The 16,332-nt window shown below is 66.2% G+C and carries 11 protein-coding genes; 4 read left to right on the top strand and 7 right to left on the bottom strand.

Features of this window, described 5'->3' with window-relative positions:
• Nucleotides 1-92 precede the first annotated feature (92 nt).
• Nucleotides 93-761 (bottom strand): lipoyl(octanoyl) transferase LipB, encoded by a 669-nt coding sequence (gene lipB, locus ABIB45_RS14815; RefSeq protein ID WP_354216617.1) that lies wholly within the window; start codon nucleotides 759-761, stop codon nucleotides 93-95.
• A gap of 137 nt (nucleotides 762-898) precedes the next feature.
• On the opposite strand from lipB, the gene ABIB45_RS14820 reads away from it, so the two are divergent.
• Nucleotides 899-2,875 (top strand): serine/threonine-protein kinase, encoded by a 1,977-nt coding sequence (locus tag ABIB45_RS14820; protein WP_354216618.1) that lies wholly within the window; start codon nucleotides 899-901, stop codon nucleotides 2,873-2,875.
• A 33-nt stretch (nucleotides 2,876-2,908) separates the two neighbouring features.
• Here ABIB45_RS14820 and ABIB45_RS14825 read toward each other — a convergent pair whose 3' ends face one another.
• Nucleotides 2,909-3,799, bottom strand: a complete 891-nt coding sequence (locus ABIB45_RS14825) for a TIGR01777 family oxidoreductase (RefSeq protein ID WP_354216619.1) — start codon at nucleotides 3,797-3,799, stop codon at nucleotides 2,909-2,911.
• 82 nt (nucleotides 3,800-3,881) lie between these two features.
• Here ABIB45_RS14825 and ABIB45_RS14830 point away from each other — a divergent pair, with 82 nt between their 5' ends.
• Complete coding sequence (locus tag ABIB45_RS14830) at nucleotides 3,882-7,406, top strand: S41 family peptidase (RefSeq protein WP_354216620.1); 3,525 nt, start codon at nucleotides 3,882-3,884, stop codon at nucleotides 7,404-7,406.
• 102 nt (nucleotides 7,407-7,508) lie between these two features.
• On the opposite strand, the gene ABIB45_RS14835 is transcribed toward ABIB45_RS14830, so the two are convergent.
• The 5 genes from ABIB45_RS14835 to ABIB45_RS14855 all read right to left on the bottom strand — a co-directional run bounded on the left by ABIB45_RS14835 (nucleotide 7,509) and on the right by ABIB45_RS14855 (nucleotide 13,647).
• A complete protein-coding gene (locus ABIB45_RS14835) occupies nucleotides 7,509-7,937 on the bottom strand; it encodes an OsmC family protein (protein ID WP_354216621.1) in 429 nt (142 codons plus the stop codon).
• 194 nt (nucleotides 7,938-8,131) lie between these two features.
• Complete coding sequence (locus ABIB45_RS14840; RefSeq protein WP_354216622.1) at nucleotides 8,132-8,485, bottom strand: hypothetical protein; 354 nt, start codon at nucleotides 8,483-8,485, stop codon at nucleotides 8,132-8,134.
• Nucleotides 8,486-8,632: 147 nt separating this feature from the next.
• Entirely contained in the window at nucleotides 8,633-10,363 is a 1,731-nt protein-coding gene (sucB, locus tag ABIB45_RS14845; protein ID WP_354216623.1) for a 2-oxoglutarate dehydrogenase, E2 component, dihydrolipoamide succinyltransferase, read from the bottom strand.
• 125 nt (nucleotides 10,364-10,488) lie between these two features.
• Entirely contained in the window at nucleotides 10,489-11,871 is a 1,383-nt protein-coding gene (gene lpdA, locus ABIB45_RS14850; RefSeq protein ID WP_354216624.1) for a dihydrolipoyl dehydrogenase, read from the bottom strand.
• Between the two features lie 252 nt (nucleotides 11,872-12,123).
• Entirely contained in the window at nucleotides 12,124-13,647 is a 1,524-nt protein-coding gene (locus ABIB45_RS14855) for a leucyl aminopeptidase (protein WP_354216625.1), read from the bottom strand.
• Nucleotides 13,648-13,908: 261 nt separating this feature from the next.
• Between ABIB45_RS14855 and ABIB45_RS14860 the strand changes: the two genes are divergently transcribed.
• Both ABIB45_RS14860 and ABIB45_RS14865 read left to right on the top strand, forming a co-directional pair.
• Nucleotides 13,909-14,847, top strand: coding sequence for a proteasome assembly chaperone family protein (locus tag ABIB45_RS14860; protein WP_354216626.1), 939 nt, complete (start codon nucleotides 13,909-13,911; stop codon nucleotides 14,845-14,847).
• Between the two features lie 99 nt (nucleotides 14,848-14,946).
• Nucleotides 14,947-16,296, top strand: a complete 1,350-nt coding sequence (locus ABIB45_RS14865) for an MFS transporter (protein ID WP_354216627.1) — start codon at nucleotides 14,947-14,949, stop codon at nucleotides 16,294-16,296.
• Nucleotides 16,297-16,332 lie beyond the last annotated feature (36 nt).

A 16,332-nucleotide genomic window follows, 5' to 3' on the forward strand; every position in this document is an offset into this window, starting at 1 on the left:
CTTGGCCTTGATCCACTCCGGCTTCCGCTCCACGGGTACAGCCGCGTTACGCTGCTCAACGCGCAGCAGCTTCCGGCCTTCTGGTGCCAATGTCACAGGAGTGCTCCTTCGGGGTTTGAAACGAGCGCTTCTTCGTGTTTGCGGAACTCGTCCATAAACCGGTCCGCGATATCGCTCGGGTTGATGTTTTTGCCAGCTTCGATGGACATCGTGGTGACGCCGGCGTCGGTGATGCCACAGGCAATGATCTGGGCATAGGGTGCCAGGTCGTTGTTGCAGTTGATGGCGACTCCGTGCATGGTGACCCCGTCCAGGACGCGGATGCCGATGGCGGCAATCTTCCGGTCCGGACCCTTGCTGTCCGCGGTGATCCACACACCTGCGCGCCCCTTGATGCGTTCGGCGTTGATACCGTAGTCGGCCATAACGGCGATCATCACGGCTTCAAGCCGCTCGACGTAGTCACGGATGCCCGACCGGTTCTTCAGTCTTAGGATGGGATAAGCGATCAGCTGGCCAGGGCCGTGCCAAGTCAGCTTCCCCCCGCGGTCCACGGGGACCACCGGGGTGCCGTCCAACGGGCGCTCGTGCTCTTCGGTGAGCTTGCCTGCCGTATAAACAGCGCCATGTTCAAGGATGAGGACTGTGCTGGGCGCCTCGGCTGCGACGACTTTGGCGTGGATTTCGCGCTGCAAATCCCAACCTTGGACATAATCGACGAAGTCCGGGGCGAGACCCACCTGTGAAAACTCAAGAGTCATGGCATCCAGCTTAGACCCCGGTCCGTGAGGGGCCAGATATAAGTGGCATAGGTCTCATGCCGCGCTGGCTGACCCAGCGGCGGCGCAGCCTGTGGATAACTTCTGCAGCGAGCTGAGGATTCCGCTAGACATGGCTCATGGATGATTTCACTGCCCCGGATGTTCCCGGCTTCCTGGTGGGGCGTGTGTTGGGCCGCGGCGGAAGTTCAACAGTGTGGCTGGTCACGGACGAAAGGTCTGGCCGGGACTTTGCACTGAAATGTCTTGGCGTCAAGCACGGCCGGAGTGCGCACGGCATTGACGTCGGACTACCGGATGCCGCCGCAGAGGAGGACATCCGACGCGAAATCCAGATCCTTTCGGTGCTCGACCACCAACATCTCATCAGGGCACACGACGCGGTCCGGTTCACGCCGAAACAGGGAGCAGCAGGATCCGGGGAGGCGGGCGACGGTGGAATCGGCCTGTTGCTGGACTATGCGCCCGGCGGTTCCCTGGCAGAGCTCATAGCCAGCCGGCGCAAACTCCCAGTGGGGGAGACGGTGACTATTCTGACTCCGATTGCCCAGGTGCTGGCTTACCTGCACGCCAATGGCTTTACGCACGGCGATGTCTCGCCGGGAAACGTCCTGTTTACCGGTCACGGCAAGCCGCTGCTGGCCGACGTCGGCATAGCCAGGATGGTGGGAGACGCTGTGGCAGTGCCAGACCACGGCACAGCCGGCTTTATGGACCCGGCCCCGGTGGATGCCGTGCGGGCCGGACTTCAACCGGAGCGCGATGTGTATTCGGTGGCGGCGCTGGGGTGGTACTGCCTGACGGGTGAGCCGCCGCGCCGGACGGCCGACCGGCCGCCGTTGTCGCTCCTGCTCCCGGAGGTGCCCCCCGAACTGGCCGCTGCCCTGGAAGCCGGCCTCAACGAGGACCGGCGGCTGCGGCCAGGTGCCGTGGAACTGGCGACGGCGATCTACCGCAGCGCGCCGCCGTTGCCCGTAGACCTCGCTTCCTCCGTCCACGCCACCGTTATCCCGCAGCTGCTGACCCGGCGTCGCATCCCGGACCGCCCGGACGGCGCCGTCCGTAACGGGCTGCGGGCTTGGCGGCGCAGGCTCTCGACGTCGCGCTGGTCCGGCCTCACCGGGGCACGCCAGCTGCTGCCTTTCCCCGAGGGGGACGATGAGTTCGCGGCGCGACCGCGCGCGGCCAGGGCGGTAATGCGGGCCAAGACTACCCAGATGGCCGGGCAGGCCACGGCTGCCCGGACGGCGGAAGTGGAGAAACGTGCGCTGCGCGGCCGGCACGCTGTGGAACCTGGTGCCGAGCGGCGGGCGCCGGACTTCCCTGCCCGCGGCCCGGGTCCGCAAGCCTCAGGTCCGCAAGCCCCCGGCCCGCAAACCCCAGATGCCCAACGCTCAGGTCCCGGTCGCCCAGATCCCCAACGACAAGGTCCGCAACGGCGGGGCGGCCGGGCGGGGAGGGCGGCTAACAGACGTGGGACCGTGCTGCTGTCCGCGGCCGCTGCCGTGGTGATGGCAGGTGCCATTTGGACTGCCGGCGCGTTCGGCCCGGGCGGACCCCTGGAAGGCCTGACCAGGCCAGGACCGCGTCCGGCTGGCACTGAGGTCACAGACAGTACGCAGAACGGTTCCGCTGTTCACATGGCCGGGCCGGCGGCGACTGGAGATGCTGACAGGGGGATTCCGGCAGCCGTCGCGGCGCAGCTGGGCTCGATTGAGCCAGCCGAGGCAGTCCAAGGGCTGGCTGCAGTTCGGTCGTTGGCTTTCAGCTCGGGCCGGCTGGAGCTTCTGGACCTTGTCAACGCCCCGGGCTCCACGGCCGCCGCCGCCGATGCACACCTTATGGACGAGCTCCAGGCATCCGGACACCTCCTGGCCGGCTTCACCAGCACAGTCTCAAATGTCCAGGTCCAGCCGGGGAGTTCGGCAGGCCGGGCGGTAGTGGGTGTCACGTCCGCAACATCTTCCTATGTGGAACAGGACAGCTCCGGCCAGGTCGTGGCTACCGCTGCCCCGGGTGCGGAACAGGCCCTTCGGCTTGTACTGGTCGCCGTGGATGGGCAGTGGCGGATTGCGGATGTCCTGCCGGGTTCCTGACGCCCGGTGTCAGGCTACCTGGCCACCTGACCCCTAGGGTCCGGTTACCCAGGCAGCAGCTTCGGCGAGGGCCGGATGCTGCCATCGGAAGCCGGCCGCTTCCAGCACCGCCGGCTCCATCCGCTGGCCGGACAGCAGGAGTTCGTCGGCCATCTTGCCCAACACCAGCCGCAGCACCGGTGCCGGCACCCGGAAAAAAGCCGGACGGTGCAGGGCCGAGGCCAGCGCAGCGATCAACGCGTTCACGTCTGCTTCCTGCGGTGCGCACAGGTTTACCGGGCCGCGGATGTCCGAGCCCGCCAGAAACTCAAAAGCGGAGGCGACGTCCGGCAAAGTGATCCACGGCCAGTACTGCCTGCCATTGCCCAGCGGACCGCCCACGCCAAGCCGGAGCAGCGGTAACAGCCGTCCCATCGAGCCGCCGGAGCGGCTTAACACAATCCCGGTGCGGGGCGTTACCACGCGGACGCCGGCGGGCGCCTGATGGGCGGCGGCCTCCCACTCCACGCAGATTTGGGCGAGGATGCCGGACCCCGGCGAGGCATCTTCCCGGAGCTGCGCGGACCCCGAATCGCCGTAGAAATCAGCACCGGACTGGCTAATGAATGCCCGTGGCGGGTCATCAAGCTTGCCCATGGACTCAGTCAGGGTGCGCGTTGCGCCCAGCCGTGAGCTGAGCAGCTCCTTGATCCGGCGGCGGGTCCACGGCCTGTCGCCGATACCGGCCCCGGACAGATTGATCACGGCGCCGGCGCCGGCCAGCACCGCCGGATCCAGGCGCTGCGCGGCGGGATCCCAGCGCACTTCAGCGGCGGATGACGGTTCACGGCGGACCAGGCTGACCACCTCATGGCCGGCCGCGCGCAACGTTGCGGACAACTCAGTCCCGATCAGCCCGGAGGCACCGGCAATCACAATGTGCATGACCCATCTCACCATGCCGCACAGCCAGACGGAACTGCGGCGCCTCCCATGGACCCCAGCGCGGGTTGACTATGATCGAACGATGACTTCTTCGAGCTACCTCCGGTTTCCGCACGTCCACGGCGATCTGGTCACGTTTGTGGCCGAGGACGACGTCTGGATCGCGCCGCTCAGCGGGGGCCGGGCGTGGCGTGTTTCGTCACTGCAGTTGCCCGCCCGGAACCCGCGCTTCACGCCGGACGGCAAGCGGCTCGTCTGGACTGTTATCCAGGGGACCGCGCCGGAAGTGGTGACGGCGGACGTCGACGGCGGCGGCTACCGTCAGCTGACCTATTTCGGCCATGGCAGCACCAAGGTCAAGGGCTTCACCGCCGGCGGTGACGTCGTCGTGACCAGCGCCTTCCGCCAGGCCGAAAGCCGGCATACCTACGCCTACAGCGTGCCCGTCGCCGGCGGCTGGGCGGCGGAACTCCCCTTCGGACCCGTCGAATCCGTGGCGTTCGGACCGGAAGTAGGGGACGAACGCCCGGTTGTCCTGGCAAGCGTGCTCTCGCGTGAACCTGCCTGGTGGAAGAGATACCGCGGCGGCACCGCCGGCAAGCTCTGGATTGATGCCGACGGGAACGGTGAGTTCGAACGCCTGGTTCCCGGGCTGGACGGCAACCTCACGGACCCTCTTTGGGTTGGCGGCCGTGTGGCGTTCCTGTCCGACCACGAGGGGTACGGCAACCTGTATTCGGTACTGCCCGGCGGCGGCGACCTGCGCCGCCACACCGACCACGAGGACTTCTACGCCCGGCACGCCGCAAGCGACGGTAAACGGGTGATCTTCGAATCCGCGGGTGAGCTCTGGGTCCTCCACGATCTGTCCTCGGACCCGGTGCGGCTGGACATCACCCTGGGCTCAGCCTCGCAATCGCGGCGCCCGGGCCTGCTGAAGGCAGCCAAACACCTGGGCGCGGTGCTGCCGGATGCCACCGGGTCCGCCAGCGCTGTCGAGACGCACGGCACCCTCCACTGGCTCCGGCACAAGGACGGCCCCTCCCGCATCGTTGAGGCCACCCCCGGGGTCCGGGCACGGCTGCCCCGTCCGCTCGACGGCGGCCGCCTCGCCTACGTGGGCGACCACGACGGTGTGGAAGCCATCTACATTAAGGAAATCGCCGCCGAGGTTGGCGCGCCGGCGGTTCCCGCTCCTGCGGTTCCTGCCGGGACGGCAGCTCCGGCCACGGCGGCAGCTCCGGGTGCAGCCACAACCGAAGCGTCCGGCGGAGCTTCCGCAGCTCTGCCACGGCCTGTTCCGGCGGCGGGCGCGGCCGCCCTGGTGACTGCCGACGTCGTGATACAGGTGCCCGATGACGCAGAGCACGGTGGATCCGGTGCTGAGTCCGGTGCCGATTCTGCCGGCGGCACCGCGGGGTCCGCGGCCGCTGCCGGGCCGCGGAGCGAACCGCTCCGTATCGCTTTTCCAAAGCCTTCGCGCGCCAGCGCCATGGAAGCCAGCCCGGACGGCAAGTGGATTGCCGTGGGGACCGCTTTCGGCGACGTTTTTGTGGCCAACACGTCCACTGGTGATCTTTCGCTGGTCACCAGCATCGGCGAGGGCACTATTGAGGAACTCGCGTGGTCGCCCGACTCGCAGTGGTTGGCGTGGTCTGAACCGGTCACCTCCTTCGGCTCCAGGAGCCGGCTCCGCCTGGCCGGCGTGATGAAACTGGGCGACGGCATAGTTGAAGTCACTGACGGCCGATTCTGCGACGCATCGCCGAGTTTCACGCCGGACGGGAAATTCCTGGCGTTCCTGTCCAACCGGAGCTTTGACCCGGTATACGACGGCCACTCGTTCGACCTCTCGTTCCCCAGCCCCATCAAGCCTTACCTCGTGGCACTGGCGGCAGCCACGCCGTCGCCCTTTGGCCCGGACGTTGACCTGGAACCGGCCGCCAGCCCGGAAGCGAAAACTGACGAGGCAGAAGTTTCACCGGTCCGGGTGGACCCGGAGGGCCTGTCCCACCGCGTCATCGGCGTTCCCGTACCGCAGGGCAACTACACCGCGCTGACCGCCACGGACGGCGCCCTGCTCTGGCTGGACTGGGCACTTGCGGGCGTTACGGGCGACGGCAAGGCCAGCAAGGACGATCAGGACGCCCGCCCCAGCCTGGTCCGGTTTGACCTCGCCCGGCGCAAGCCCGCCACGCTGGTTGAGGCGTTGGACAGCTACCGCCTATCCGGGGACGGCAAAAAAGTGGTGCTGGTCAGCGATAAGAAGGTCAGTGTTGTTCCCTCTGATGCGAAGGCCGACGAGGAATCAGGCAAGCTCGTCAAGGTTGACCTGGGCAGGATCCGCGTGATGATGGACCCGGCCAGCGTCTGGGGCCAGGCCTTTGACGAGGCGTGGCGCCTGCAGCGCGATTTCTTCTGGGCAGAGGATATGGCCGGGCAGGACTGGGAGTCGATCCATAAGCGGTACCGTCCGCTGGTGGACAGGCTGGGATCGCATGACGACCTGGTGGACCTGCTCTGGGAACTCCACGGGGAACTGGGCACCTCACACGCTTACGTCCGGCCGGCCATGGTGACGGAAAACGGCAGCAACGGCCAGGGACGGCTCGGCGCCGACCTCGCCTTCACACCCGCCGGCTGGGAAATCACCCGCATTCTGGCCGGTGAGTCATCCGATCCGCTTGCCACCTCCCCGCTGACCCGTCCGGGCGCTGCCGCCATCGCCGGAGACGTGCTGCTGGCCATTGACGGCGTTCCGCTGTCCGGCACGCTGTCTCCAGCGATGCAGCTGGTGGGCGCCGCCGGGCGCCCAGTTGAGCTCACCCTCCGGAACGGCCCCGGCCACGGAGCGGGGGAAGGGAAACAGCGACGCATCGCAGTGGTCCCGGTCAGGGACGAGGAGCGCCTGCGTTACCAGGAATGGGTGGCGGCGAACCGGAGAACCGTCCGGGAGGCTTCCGGCGGACGCTACGGGTACCTCCACGTCCCGGACATGATGGCCAACGGCTGGGCGCAGCTCCACCGCGACCTGGACACCGAGACCGCCCTCGACGGGTTGATCGTGGACGTCCGGCGCAACCGTGGCGGCCACACGTCGCAGCTGGTTGCCGAGCTGATCGGCCGGAAGGTCACGGGGTGGAGCATGCCGCGCGGCGAACGCCCCAGGACGTACCCGCACCACGCCCCGCGGGGCCCGGTGATCATCCTCGCCGACGAGTTTGCCGGGTCCGACGGCGACATCATCACCCAGGTGTCCAAGCTGCGGGGGATCGGCCCCGTGATCGGCACGCGCACCTGGGGCGGAGTGGTGGGGATCGACAACAGGTTCTCCCTGGCCGACGGCACCGGCGTCACCCAGCCGCGGTACGCCACCTGGTTCGGCGGCGGGGTGGGGTGGTCCGTGGAGAACTACGGTGTGGACCCCGACATTGAAGTGACATTCCCGCCGCACGCCTATGCCGCCGGTACGGACCCGCAGCTGGAATACGGCATCGGCGCCCTCAAGGAAATGATCCAGGAGCTGCCCACGGACACGCCCCCGGCGCGCGAAGGCTACCGCCGCCTGCGGCCCGCCCCGCTGCCGGCCCGCCGGCACGGTGGCTGACGGGGTTTCTTCGCCAGCCATCACAAAAGGCCCTGCCACGTCCGGTCATCCGGGCGGGGCAGGGCCTCTTGTTGTCAGTGGCTGTGCACGCCGCTAAGTGGACTAGGCCTCGAGGCTCGCATCCAGGGTGATCTCGATGCTGGCGAGGGCGCCCGAAACAGGGCAACCGACCTTGGCCTCGCCGGCGATCCGCTGGAACTCTTCTTCAGTGATGCCGGGAACCTTTGCTGACACCGTCAGGTGGCTGCCGGTGATGCCCGTGCCGGGAACGAACGTGACGTCCGCTTTGGTGTTGACTTCCTCAGGTGCGTGGCCGGCCTTGGCCAGTTCGTTGCTGAAAGCCATGGAGAAGCAGCTGGCGTGGGCCGCAGCGATCAGTTCTTCCGGGCTGGTCTTGCCTTCGGCGGCTTCCGTGCGCGCCTTCCAAGTGACGTCAAAAGTGCCCAGGCCGGAGCTGTCCAGCGTGGTCTGGCCTGATCCGGACATCAGGTCGCCGTTCCATACTGTGTGCGCGGTGCGTGTTGCTGCCATGTCCACTCCTCAAGTCGATTTGAACCGGGGCCGGCCTTTGCCCGGCCCCGCCGGTTCCTATCCTAGGGATTCCAGGGCACCCGCGCACGGGCTGTCCGCTCTCAGTGGATTATGACCGCGGGCGGTCATTAAAACGCGACGGCGCCGCTCCCCGGAGAAGGGAGCGGCGCCGTCGTAAGTGGCGCAGTGGGGGATCAGTTCCAGATGGTGGCGATCGCGATGTTAACCAGGGCCAGACCGCCAACCCCGTGGGCGAGGCCAGTGGAAACCGGTTCACCCTTCTTGACCTTGCGGGTGCCGATGACGGCCAGCACTGCGACCACGACGGCAATGACGAACTTGATGCCAAGCTTGGCGTAGTTGGGGTGGGCGTCGGGCATGAATGGAAGGATACCCATCATGGCGATGCCGGTGAGCAGCTGCAGGAATGCTCCGTCGCGCTGGCGGGGGTGCACGGTGGGCTGCTTGATCGTGGCGATCCAGTACCCCACGATCATGGCTGCGCCGACGATGTGCAGAAACAGCAGAATGCTGAAGAGAATAGTCATGGTTCAAGCTTAGCCAGTCTGTTCTACCTCCTGTAGCAAAGCCACGGAGGCCCCCTTCGCAGGGCAATGCTCAAGAACGACGGCGGTGCAGGGCTTCTGGAAGTTTCCCTCCGGAGCCCTGCACCGCCGTCGTTCGTTTACCTGGTGTTAGAGTCCCAGGTCAGCCTCGAAGGCGCCTTCTTCAAGGCGTGCCTTCAGGGTCTGCAGGAAGCGGCCTGCGTCCGCGCCGTCCACCAGGCGGTGGTCGTAGGTCAGGGAGAGGTACATCATGGAGCGGATGGCAATCGAGTCGTCACCGTTCTCATCAGCCACGACTACCGCGCGCTTGACGATCGCGCCGGTGCCAAGGATGGCCACATTTGGCTGATTGATGACCGGAGTGTCGAAGAGGGCTCCCACGCTGCCGATGTTCGTGATGGAGAAGGTGCCGCCGGAAAGCTCGTCCGGGCCGATCTTGCCCTGGCGGGTGCGGTCAGCAACATCGACGATCTTTCCGGCCAGGCCGGCCAGATTCAGGTCTCCTGCATTGGAGATCACGGGAACGAGGAGACCCTTTTCCGTGTCCACCGCAATCGCCAAGTGCTCGGCATTGTGGTAGGTGATCTCCTGGGCCTCTTCGTTGTATTCAGCGTTCAGCTTAGGGTGCTGCTTCAGTGCCTCGGCGACAGCCTTGGCGATGAAGGGCAGGTACGTCAGCTTGACTCCGTTGGTGGCGAGGAAGCCGTTCTTGGCCGCGGTGCGCAGCTTGGCGATCTTCGTCATGTCCACCTCGTGCACCTGCGTCAGCTGGGCGGACACGTCCAGGGACTCGCGCATGCGGCGGGCAATGACCTGGCGGATGCGGGGAGCCTTCTGCGTGGTGCCGCGCAGCGTGGAAGCGGCGGGAGCGGCGGCGCTGGCAGGAGCGGCAGACGGCTTGGCTGGAGCTGCAGCCGGGGCGGCCTTCGCTTCTGCTGCCGCCAGGACGTCCTGCTTGCGGATGCGGCCACCGACGCCGGTGCCGGACAGTGAGGAGACGTCAACGCCGTGCTGGTTGGCCAGTTTGCGGACCAACGGGGTGACATAACCCGACTCGCTGCCGGCAGCGGACTCCGCGGCTGGAACAGCAGCCGGGGCCGGGGCAGCGGTCGGAGCCTGGGCAGGAGCAGCCGGAGCCGCTTCTGCCTTGGGTGCCGGGGCTGCGGCCGGGGCGGGGGCTGCAGGCGCGGCAGCGGGTGCCGGCTTGGCCGGAGCGGCAGCTGCGGGAGCGGCCGCGCCGGAGCCGATGACGGCGAGGACAGCGCCGACCTCTGCGGTTTCGTCTTCGTTCACCCGGATTTCCTGGAGGGTGCCGGCAACTGGGGAGGGGATCTCGGTGTCAACCTTGTCGGTGGATACCTCGAGGAGCGGCTCATCGACAGCAACGGTGTCGCCCACGGCCTTCAGCCAGCGGGTCACTGTGCCTTCGGTGACGCTTTCGCCCAGGGCGGGCAGGGTAACGTCGTGGCTTTCGCCGCCGGATGCAGCGGGGGCTTCCGCGGCAGGAGCTTCTTCAGCCGGTGCGGCGGGAGCTTCCTCTGCCGGAGCTGCGGCTTTTTGTGCCGGAGCTCCGGGCGCTTCTTCAGCGGCAGGTGTTGCGTCGGGGGCTGCGCCGCCGCCGGACCCGTCGCCGATGCGGACCAGTGGAGCGCCGACGTCGGCGGTCTCGTCTTCGGCCACGAGGATTTCCTCGATGATGCCGGCTACCGGAGAGGGGATTTCGGTGTCTACTTTGTCGGTGGAAACCTCGAGCAGCGGTTCGTCCACCTCTACCCGGTCACCTACCTGCTTGAGCCAGCGGGTGACGGTTCCTTCGGTGACGCTCTCACCGAGGGCGGGCAAGTTAACGGATTCAGACATATCGTCCCCGTTCTCCTTATTGATCTTTAGTGCGGATGATTGCTGCCTTGTTCGAGCTTAGTGCACCCGGCAGATTGAGCCGGGTGCATCAAACTCTGATGTCTTGCGGTAAAACGGGGGGGGTGTTAGCCGTGCAGGGCCTTGCCCGCGAGTGCCAGGTGGGCTTCACCGAGGGACTCGTTTTGGGTCGGGTGGGCGTGCACCAGCTGTGCGACGTCCTCCGGGTAGGCTTCCCAGTTCACGATCAGCTGGGCCTCACCGATCTGCTCGCCCATGCGGGCGCCGATCATGTGCACGCCGACGACGGGGCCGTCCTTCTGGCGGACCAGCTTGACCAGGCCGCTGGTGCCCAGGATGGAGCTCTTGCCGTTGCCTGCGAGGTTGTATTCCTGGGTTTCCACCTGGTCCTCGCCGAACTTCTCCTTGGCTGCCTTCTCGGAGTAGCCGACGGTCGCGATTTCCGGTTCGGAGTAGGTCACCTTGGGGATGTTGATGTCTTCGACAACGACCGGCTTGAGACCGGCGATTTCCTCGGCGACGAAGATTCCCTGCTGGTAGCCGCGGTGTGCCAGCTGGACGCCCGGGACGATGTCGCCGATGGCGTAGATGTTGCCAACGCCGGTGTGCAGGCGCTCGTTGGTGATGACGAAGCCGCGGTCAATGGTGAGGCCGGCTTCCTCGTAGCCCAGATTGGCCGTGACGGGGCCACGGCCAACAGCAACCAGGAGCAGGTCGGCTTCGAAGGTCTTGCCGTCCACCAGGGTGACCTTGACGCCGTCGTTGTTCTGCTCCACGCCCTGGAAGAACACGCCGGTGGAGAACTTGATGCCGCGCTTCTTGAACGCGCGCTCGAAGTTCTTGACGATCGTCGCGTCCTCGTTCGGCACCAGCGAGGGGAGGCCTTCGATGATGGTGACGTCCACGCCGAAGGACTTCCAGACTGAAGCGAACTCGACGCCGATCACGCCGCCGCCCAGGATGATGGCGCTCTTCGGGATGTAGTCCATGGTGAGGGCTTCGTCGGAGGTGATGACCTTGCCGCCGATTTCCAGGCCCGGGAGTGTGCGGGAGTACGAACCGGTGGCGAGCACGATGTTCTTGCCCTTGTAGGCGGTGCCGTTGACGGTGACGGTGTCCGGGGCGGTCAGCTTGCCTTCGCCTTCGATGACGGTGATGCCCTTGGACTTGATCAGCCCCTGCAGTCCTTTGAACTTGCCGGCGATGATCCCGTCTTTGTAAGCGTTGACAGCGGTGATGTCGATGCTGTCCAGGGTGACATTCACGCCGTACTTGGCGGAGTCACGGGCGTGGTCGGCCAGTTCTGCGGAGTGCAGCAGGGCCTTGGTGGGGATACAGCCGTTGTGCAGGCACGTACCCCCCAGCTTCGCTTTCTCCACCAGACCAACGGTGAAGCCAAGCTGAACGGCCCGGAGGGCGGTGGCGTAGCCGCCGCTTCCGCCACCGAGTACCAGGATGTCGAATTCTTGCGCAGTTGCCTGATCGGCCACTTAGACGCTCCCTCGCGTGAACGATGACGCGAGCTTGCGCATCATCTGGTCTTGGAACTTGTACTGCCGTGATTATGCCAGCAGGCTGGTTCGCTTTCATTTGTGACTACGGTGGTTCACCTTAGCGAACCACTTATCCATGCTCCACCTCGCCGCCGTGTTTGTGGGGCGCTTGTGGTGAGTGTCACGCGGCCTTGTGACCTACAGGATCACCCTGGTGTCACAAAGCCGCGTCATAGCCCCTTGAGTTGGTCAGGCCGCCGCGAGGACGTCTTCGACGTAGGCCAGCAGGGTCCGGACGGTACAGCCCGTGGCCTGCTTGTGCGTGTAGCCGTACGGGCTGCCGTTGTTGAAGGACGGGCCGGCAATGTCGATGTGCGCCCAGGGGATCTGCTCGCCGTCCTTGCCCTTTCCCACAAACTCGCGCAGGAAAACCGCAGCGGTCATCATGCCGCCGTGGCGTTCGCCGATATTGGCCAGGTCCGCCACCTGGGAGTCGATGCTCTGGCGCAGCTCCTCGGGCAGCGGCATGGGCCACACCAGTTCGCCCGCGCGGTCGGCGGCGGCCTTGAGCGGGGCAGTCACGCTGTCCGAACCCATGACCCCGGCCGTGCGGTTGCCGAGGGCAATAAGCTGCGCGCCGGTGAGTGTGGCGACATCGATGATGGCATCGGGGTATTCTCGGCTCGCGGCGACGATGCCATCGGCCATGACCAGGCGGCCTTCGGCGTCGGTGTTCAGTACCTCCACGGTCTTGCCGCCGAACATGGTGAGCACGTCGGCGGGTCGTGAAGCCGAACCGGATGGCATGTTTTCGGCGATGCAAAGCCACGCCGTGGCTTTTATGGCAAGGCCAAGACCAGCGATCGCGAGCACAGTGTTAAGTACGACGGCGGCGCCCGCCATGTCGCTCTTCATGTCGCCCATGCCGAGGGCCGGCTTCAGCGAAATCCCGCCGGTGTCGAACGTGATGCCCTTGCCGACGAGGGCGATCTTTTTGGTCGCCTTAGCAGGGGAGTACTCCACCTTCACCAGGCGCGGCTGGCGGGTGGAGCCCTTGCCCACGCCCATGATGCCGCCGAAGCCTTCCTTCTCCAGGCGCTTTTCATCCCAGACCGTTACCTTCACCGGCAGGCCCTTGGAGAGCTCCTTCGCCGCCTCGGCGAACGATTCCGGGTAGAGGTGGCTGGGGGGCTGGTTGACCAGGGACCGGGTGGCGTTGACGGCCTGGCCGACCAGGGCTGCCCGGGTCAGGGCTGAGCGGAGTTCGTCGTTGACGGTCACGTCCGTGTAAATCACCGCGTTGCGGACTGGGTCTTTGAGTCCGTTGCTGGTGGACCGGTGCTCGGTGAAGGCATAGGCGCCCAGCGCGGCACCCTCGGCAACTGCTGCGACGTCGGCGAGTCCCGTCGTCGGGAATGCCAGCACCACGGTGGGCAGGCCGGAGAGCTGGCGCACGGCAGAGCCTGCGGCGCGCCTGAGTGCCTCTTCGGAGAGGGGTTTACCCGCGGCAATTTTGCCAACACCGGCAAGAACCAGCACGCTGGCTCCCGTCTCCAAAAGGCCGGGCAGCCGGACCACCTGGTCCGCTGCGCCGGTGACCCCCAGAGCCTTGAGGGAATCGGCCAGCGCCTCAGCTGACTTCGCGGTCAGCGGGTTATCAAGCAGCACGGGGCCGTCCGATCCCTGTCCCACGCCGATGACAACGGCGTCACTGGGGGCCCTCAACAGGCCCTTCGCAAGGGTACTAAGGTTGATTTCAGTATTCTTGACCACGGGGTAAGTCCTCAATTCTCGAAAGGCTGTTCGCGCAGAAATGGATGTCTGGCGCTGGCCATGGAAATCCGGTGGCCGTCCGATCAGGACGTAGCCGGGGTGCCGGCGAAACCCGTCCGGCAGGCCATTGGTCGATCGTAGCCGCTGGGGGCAGCGGGAGCGGAATCTCCTGAGACCTGCGCCACACCAACCGGCGGAATGCCCGACGGCCCGGCGGCGTTGTATAACTTATCCATCCGAATTCCTCGAAAGGAAGACGCCGTGCTTGAACGGATTTCCGGCTCACTGCTGGACCCCGATGCGCTCTACGCGAGCAACATCGAGCTGTTCCACAGTCCGGCGCTCCGCGGGCTGGACCTGGTGATGGGTTTCACCGGCTTCGCCGATGCCGGCCATGTGGTGAAGCAGATCAATGCGGAGCTGCTGGACACTCTGGACACCGAAACGGTGGCAGTGTTCGATGCCGACCAGCTCATCGACTACCGGTCCCGAAGGCCGCACATCTCCTTCGTAGAGGATCATCTCCAGGATTACCAGGCGCCGAAGCTGGCCCTTTACAAGCTTAAGGACGGGCTGGGCAATGCCTTCCTCCTGCTGGCTGGCTTTGAACCCGACCTCCAGTGGGAGCGGTTCGCACGCGCCGTCGTCGGAATCGTGGAAAAACTGGATGTAAATCTGGTGACATGGATCCACTCCATTCCCATGCCGGTGCCGCACACGCGGCCGGTGGGTGTCACCGTCCACGGCAACCGGCCCGAACTCATCGAAGGCATTTCCGTCTGGAAACCCACCGTTGATGTTCCGGCAGCCGTGGGGCACATCCTGGAATTGCGCCTGATGGACGCCGGGCGCAACGTTGCCGGCTACGTGATCCACGTTCCGCACTACCTCGCCGAAGCGGAATACCCCACCGCCGCCGTCGCCGGGCTCGAATTCCTGGGCGCGGCCACGTCCCTGATGCTCCCCACCGACAGGCTGCGTGAAGCCGGCCGGGAAGTGGGCCGCCAGATTGCCGAGCAGGTCGAAGCCTCGGATGAGGTGCGGCAGGTGGTCTCCCGGCTGGAGGAACGGTACGACGAGAAGGCCGACGGCACCGTCCGGCGCTCGCTCCTGGCCGACGAAAACGACGAACTGCCTAACGGGGATGAACTCGGCGCTGCCGTGGAGGCCTACCTGGCGCGCGAGAACCCCGGCATTTAGCTGGCCCGTCAACAGCCTGTCCTGTGTTGGCCCGGACAGGCGCGTCCATCGATCACACAGGTGCCCCGGCCAGCGAAGCAGCCCGGGCATAATGAGATAGTGACTTCACCCCGAGCCTGGCTGATCTGGACCATTGGCATCTTTGCGTATCTGGTGGCCGTCTCCCAGCGCACGTCGTTCGGCGTGGTGGGGCTGGAGGCAACCGAACGGTTCAATGCCGGCGCATCCGCCATCTCCTTCTTCACGGTGCTGCAACTTCTGGTCTACGCGGCGCTGCAGATACCGGTGGGCGTCCTGGTGGACCGGTTCGGTTCACGGGCCATGATCGCCGGCGGGGCTATCCTGATGGGTCTCGGACAGCTCCAGCTGGCCTTCGCGGTCAGCATTCCCGGCGGAGTAGCGGGGCGGGTGCTGGTGGGTGCCGGCGACGCCATGACGTTCATCTCCGTGATCCGCCTGATTCCCCTGTGGTTCGCGCCGGCGCGGGTGCCCCTGGTCACCCAGCTGACCGGGATGTCCGGCCAGTTGGGACAGCTGTTCAGCGTGTTGCCGTTCGCCTACGTCTTGCATTCCTTCGGCTGGACGCCGGGCTTCCTTATGCTCGCCGGCATGTCCGGACTGGCCGTGGTCCTAGTGGTGGTGCTCCTGAAGGACCAGCCGCACGGAGCCGGCGCGCCGGAGGTCCAGCGGGGCCTGCGAGCCACCGGAGTCTCCTTGGCCCGGGCCTGGCGCCAGCCGGGGACCAGGCTGGGCATGTGGAGCCACTTCACCATCCAGTTCAGCGGCACCGTCTTCGCCATGACATGGGGTTATCCGTTCCTTATCTCCGGGCAAGGGCTGGATGCCGGAACCGTGGCGGGACTCATGACCCTCTATGTTGCAGCCGGACTCGCCGTAGGCCCCTTCATCGGCAGTTTTGTCGCCCGGCACCCACTCCGCAGGTCCACCATGGTGCTGCTGATCTCGGGCGCGACGGCGGCAGCCTGGGCCGCAGTCCTGCTGACGCCGGGCCGGTCCCCGCTGTGGCTGTTGGCCGTCCTGGTGGTGGTGCTGGCGATCGGCGGTCCGGGGTCCATGATCGGCTTTGATTTCGCCCGGACGTTCAACCCCGCACACCGGATCGGGACCGCCACGGGGATCGTTAACGTGGGAGGTTTCATCGCGGCCCTGGTGGCGATTTTTATGATCGGCCTGGTGCTGGACCTCCTCCTGGCCAGCGGCTATTCCGACGGTGTCCTGTACGGGCTGGAACCGTTCCGGATCGCCTTGAGCGTCCACTTCCTGTTGCTGGGCTTCGGGGCCATCATGATGGTGGTATGCCGGCGCAAAGTACGGCGGCAGATGGCCGCGGACGGTGTAGTGGTTGCTCCGCTGCTCCAGGCCATGGCGCGGCAGCGGCGGGAGAACCTGGCCCAGCGGCGCCACCGGGACGGGGCGGCCAAAGACTGACACTCGTCCCCCACAGGGCCGGTTGTTGACATAGGG

The organism is Arthrobacter sp. UYCo732 (genome assembly GCF_040547265.1).
In the GTDB taxonomy this organism is placed as follows: domain Bacteria; phylum Actinomycetota; class Actinomycetes; order Actinomycetales; family Micrococcaceae; genus Arthrobacter.

Coding starts and splice junctions, on each gene's coding strand:
- lipB (WP_354216617.1), bottom strand. CDS start 761: ATGACTCTTGAGTTTTCACAGGTGGGTCTCGCCCCGGACTTCGTCGAT.
- ABIB45_RS14820 (WP_354216618.1), top strand. CDS start 899: ATGGATGATTTCACTGCCCCGGATGTTCCCGGCTTCCTGGTGGGGCGT.
- ABIB45_RS14825 (WP_354216619.1), bottom strand. CDS start 3,799: ATGCACATTGTGATTGCCGGTGCCTCCGGGCTGATCGGGACTGAGTTG.
- ABIB45_RS14830 (WP_354216620.1), top strand. CDS start 3,882: ATGACTTCTTCGAGCTACCTCCGGTTTCCGCACGTCCACGGCGATCTG.
- ABIB45_RS14835 (WP_354216621.1), bottom strand. CDS start 7,937: ATGGCAGCAACACGCACCGCGCACACAGTATGGAACGGCGACCTGATG.
- ABIB45_RS14840 (WP_354216622.1), bottom strand. CDS start 8,485: ATGACTATTCTCTTCAGCATTCTGCTGTTTCTGCACATCGTCGGCGCA.
- sucB (WP_354216623.1), bottom strand. CDS start 10,363: ATGTCTGAATCCGTTAACTTGCCCGCCCTCGGTGAGAGCGTCACCGAA.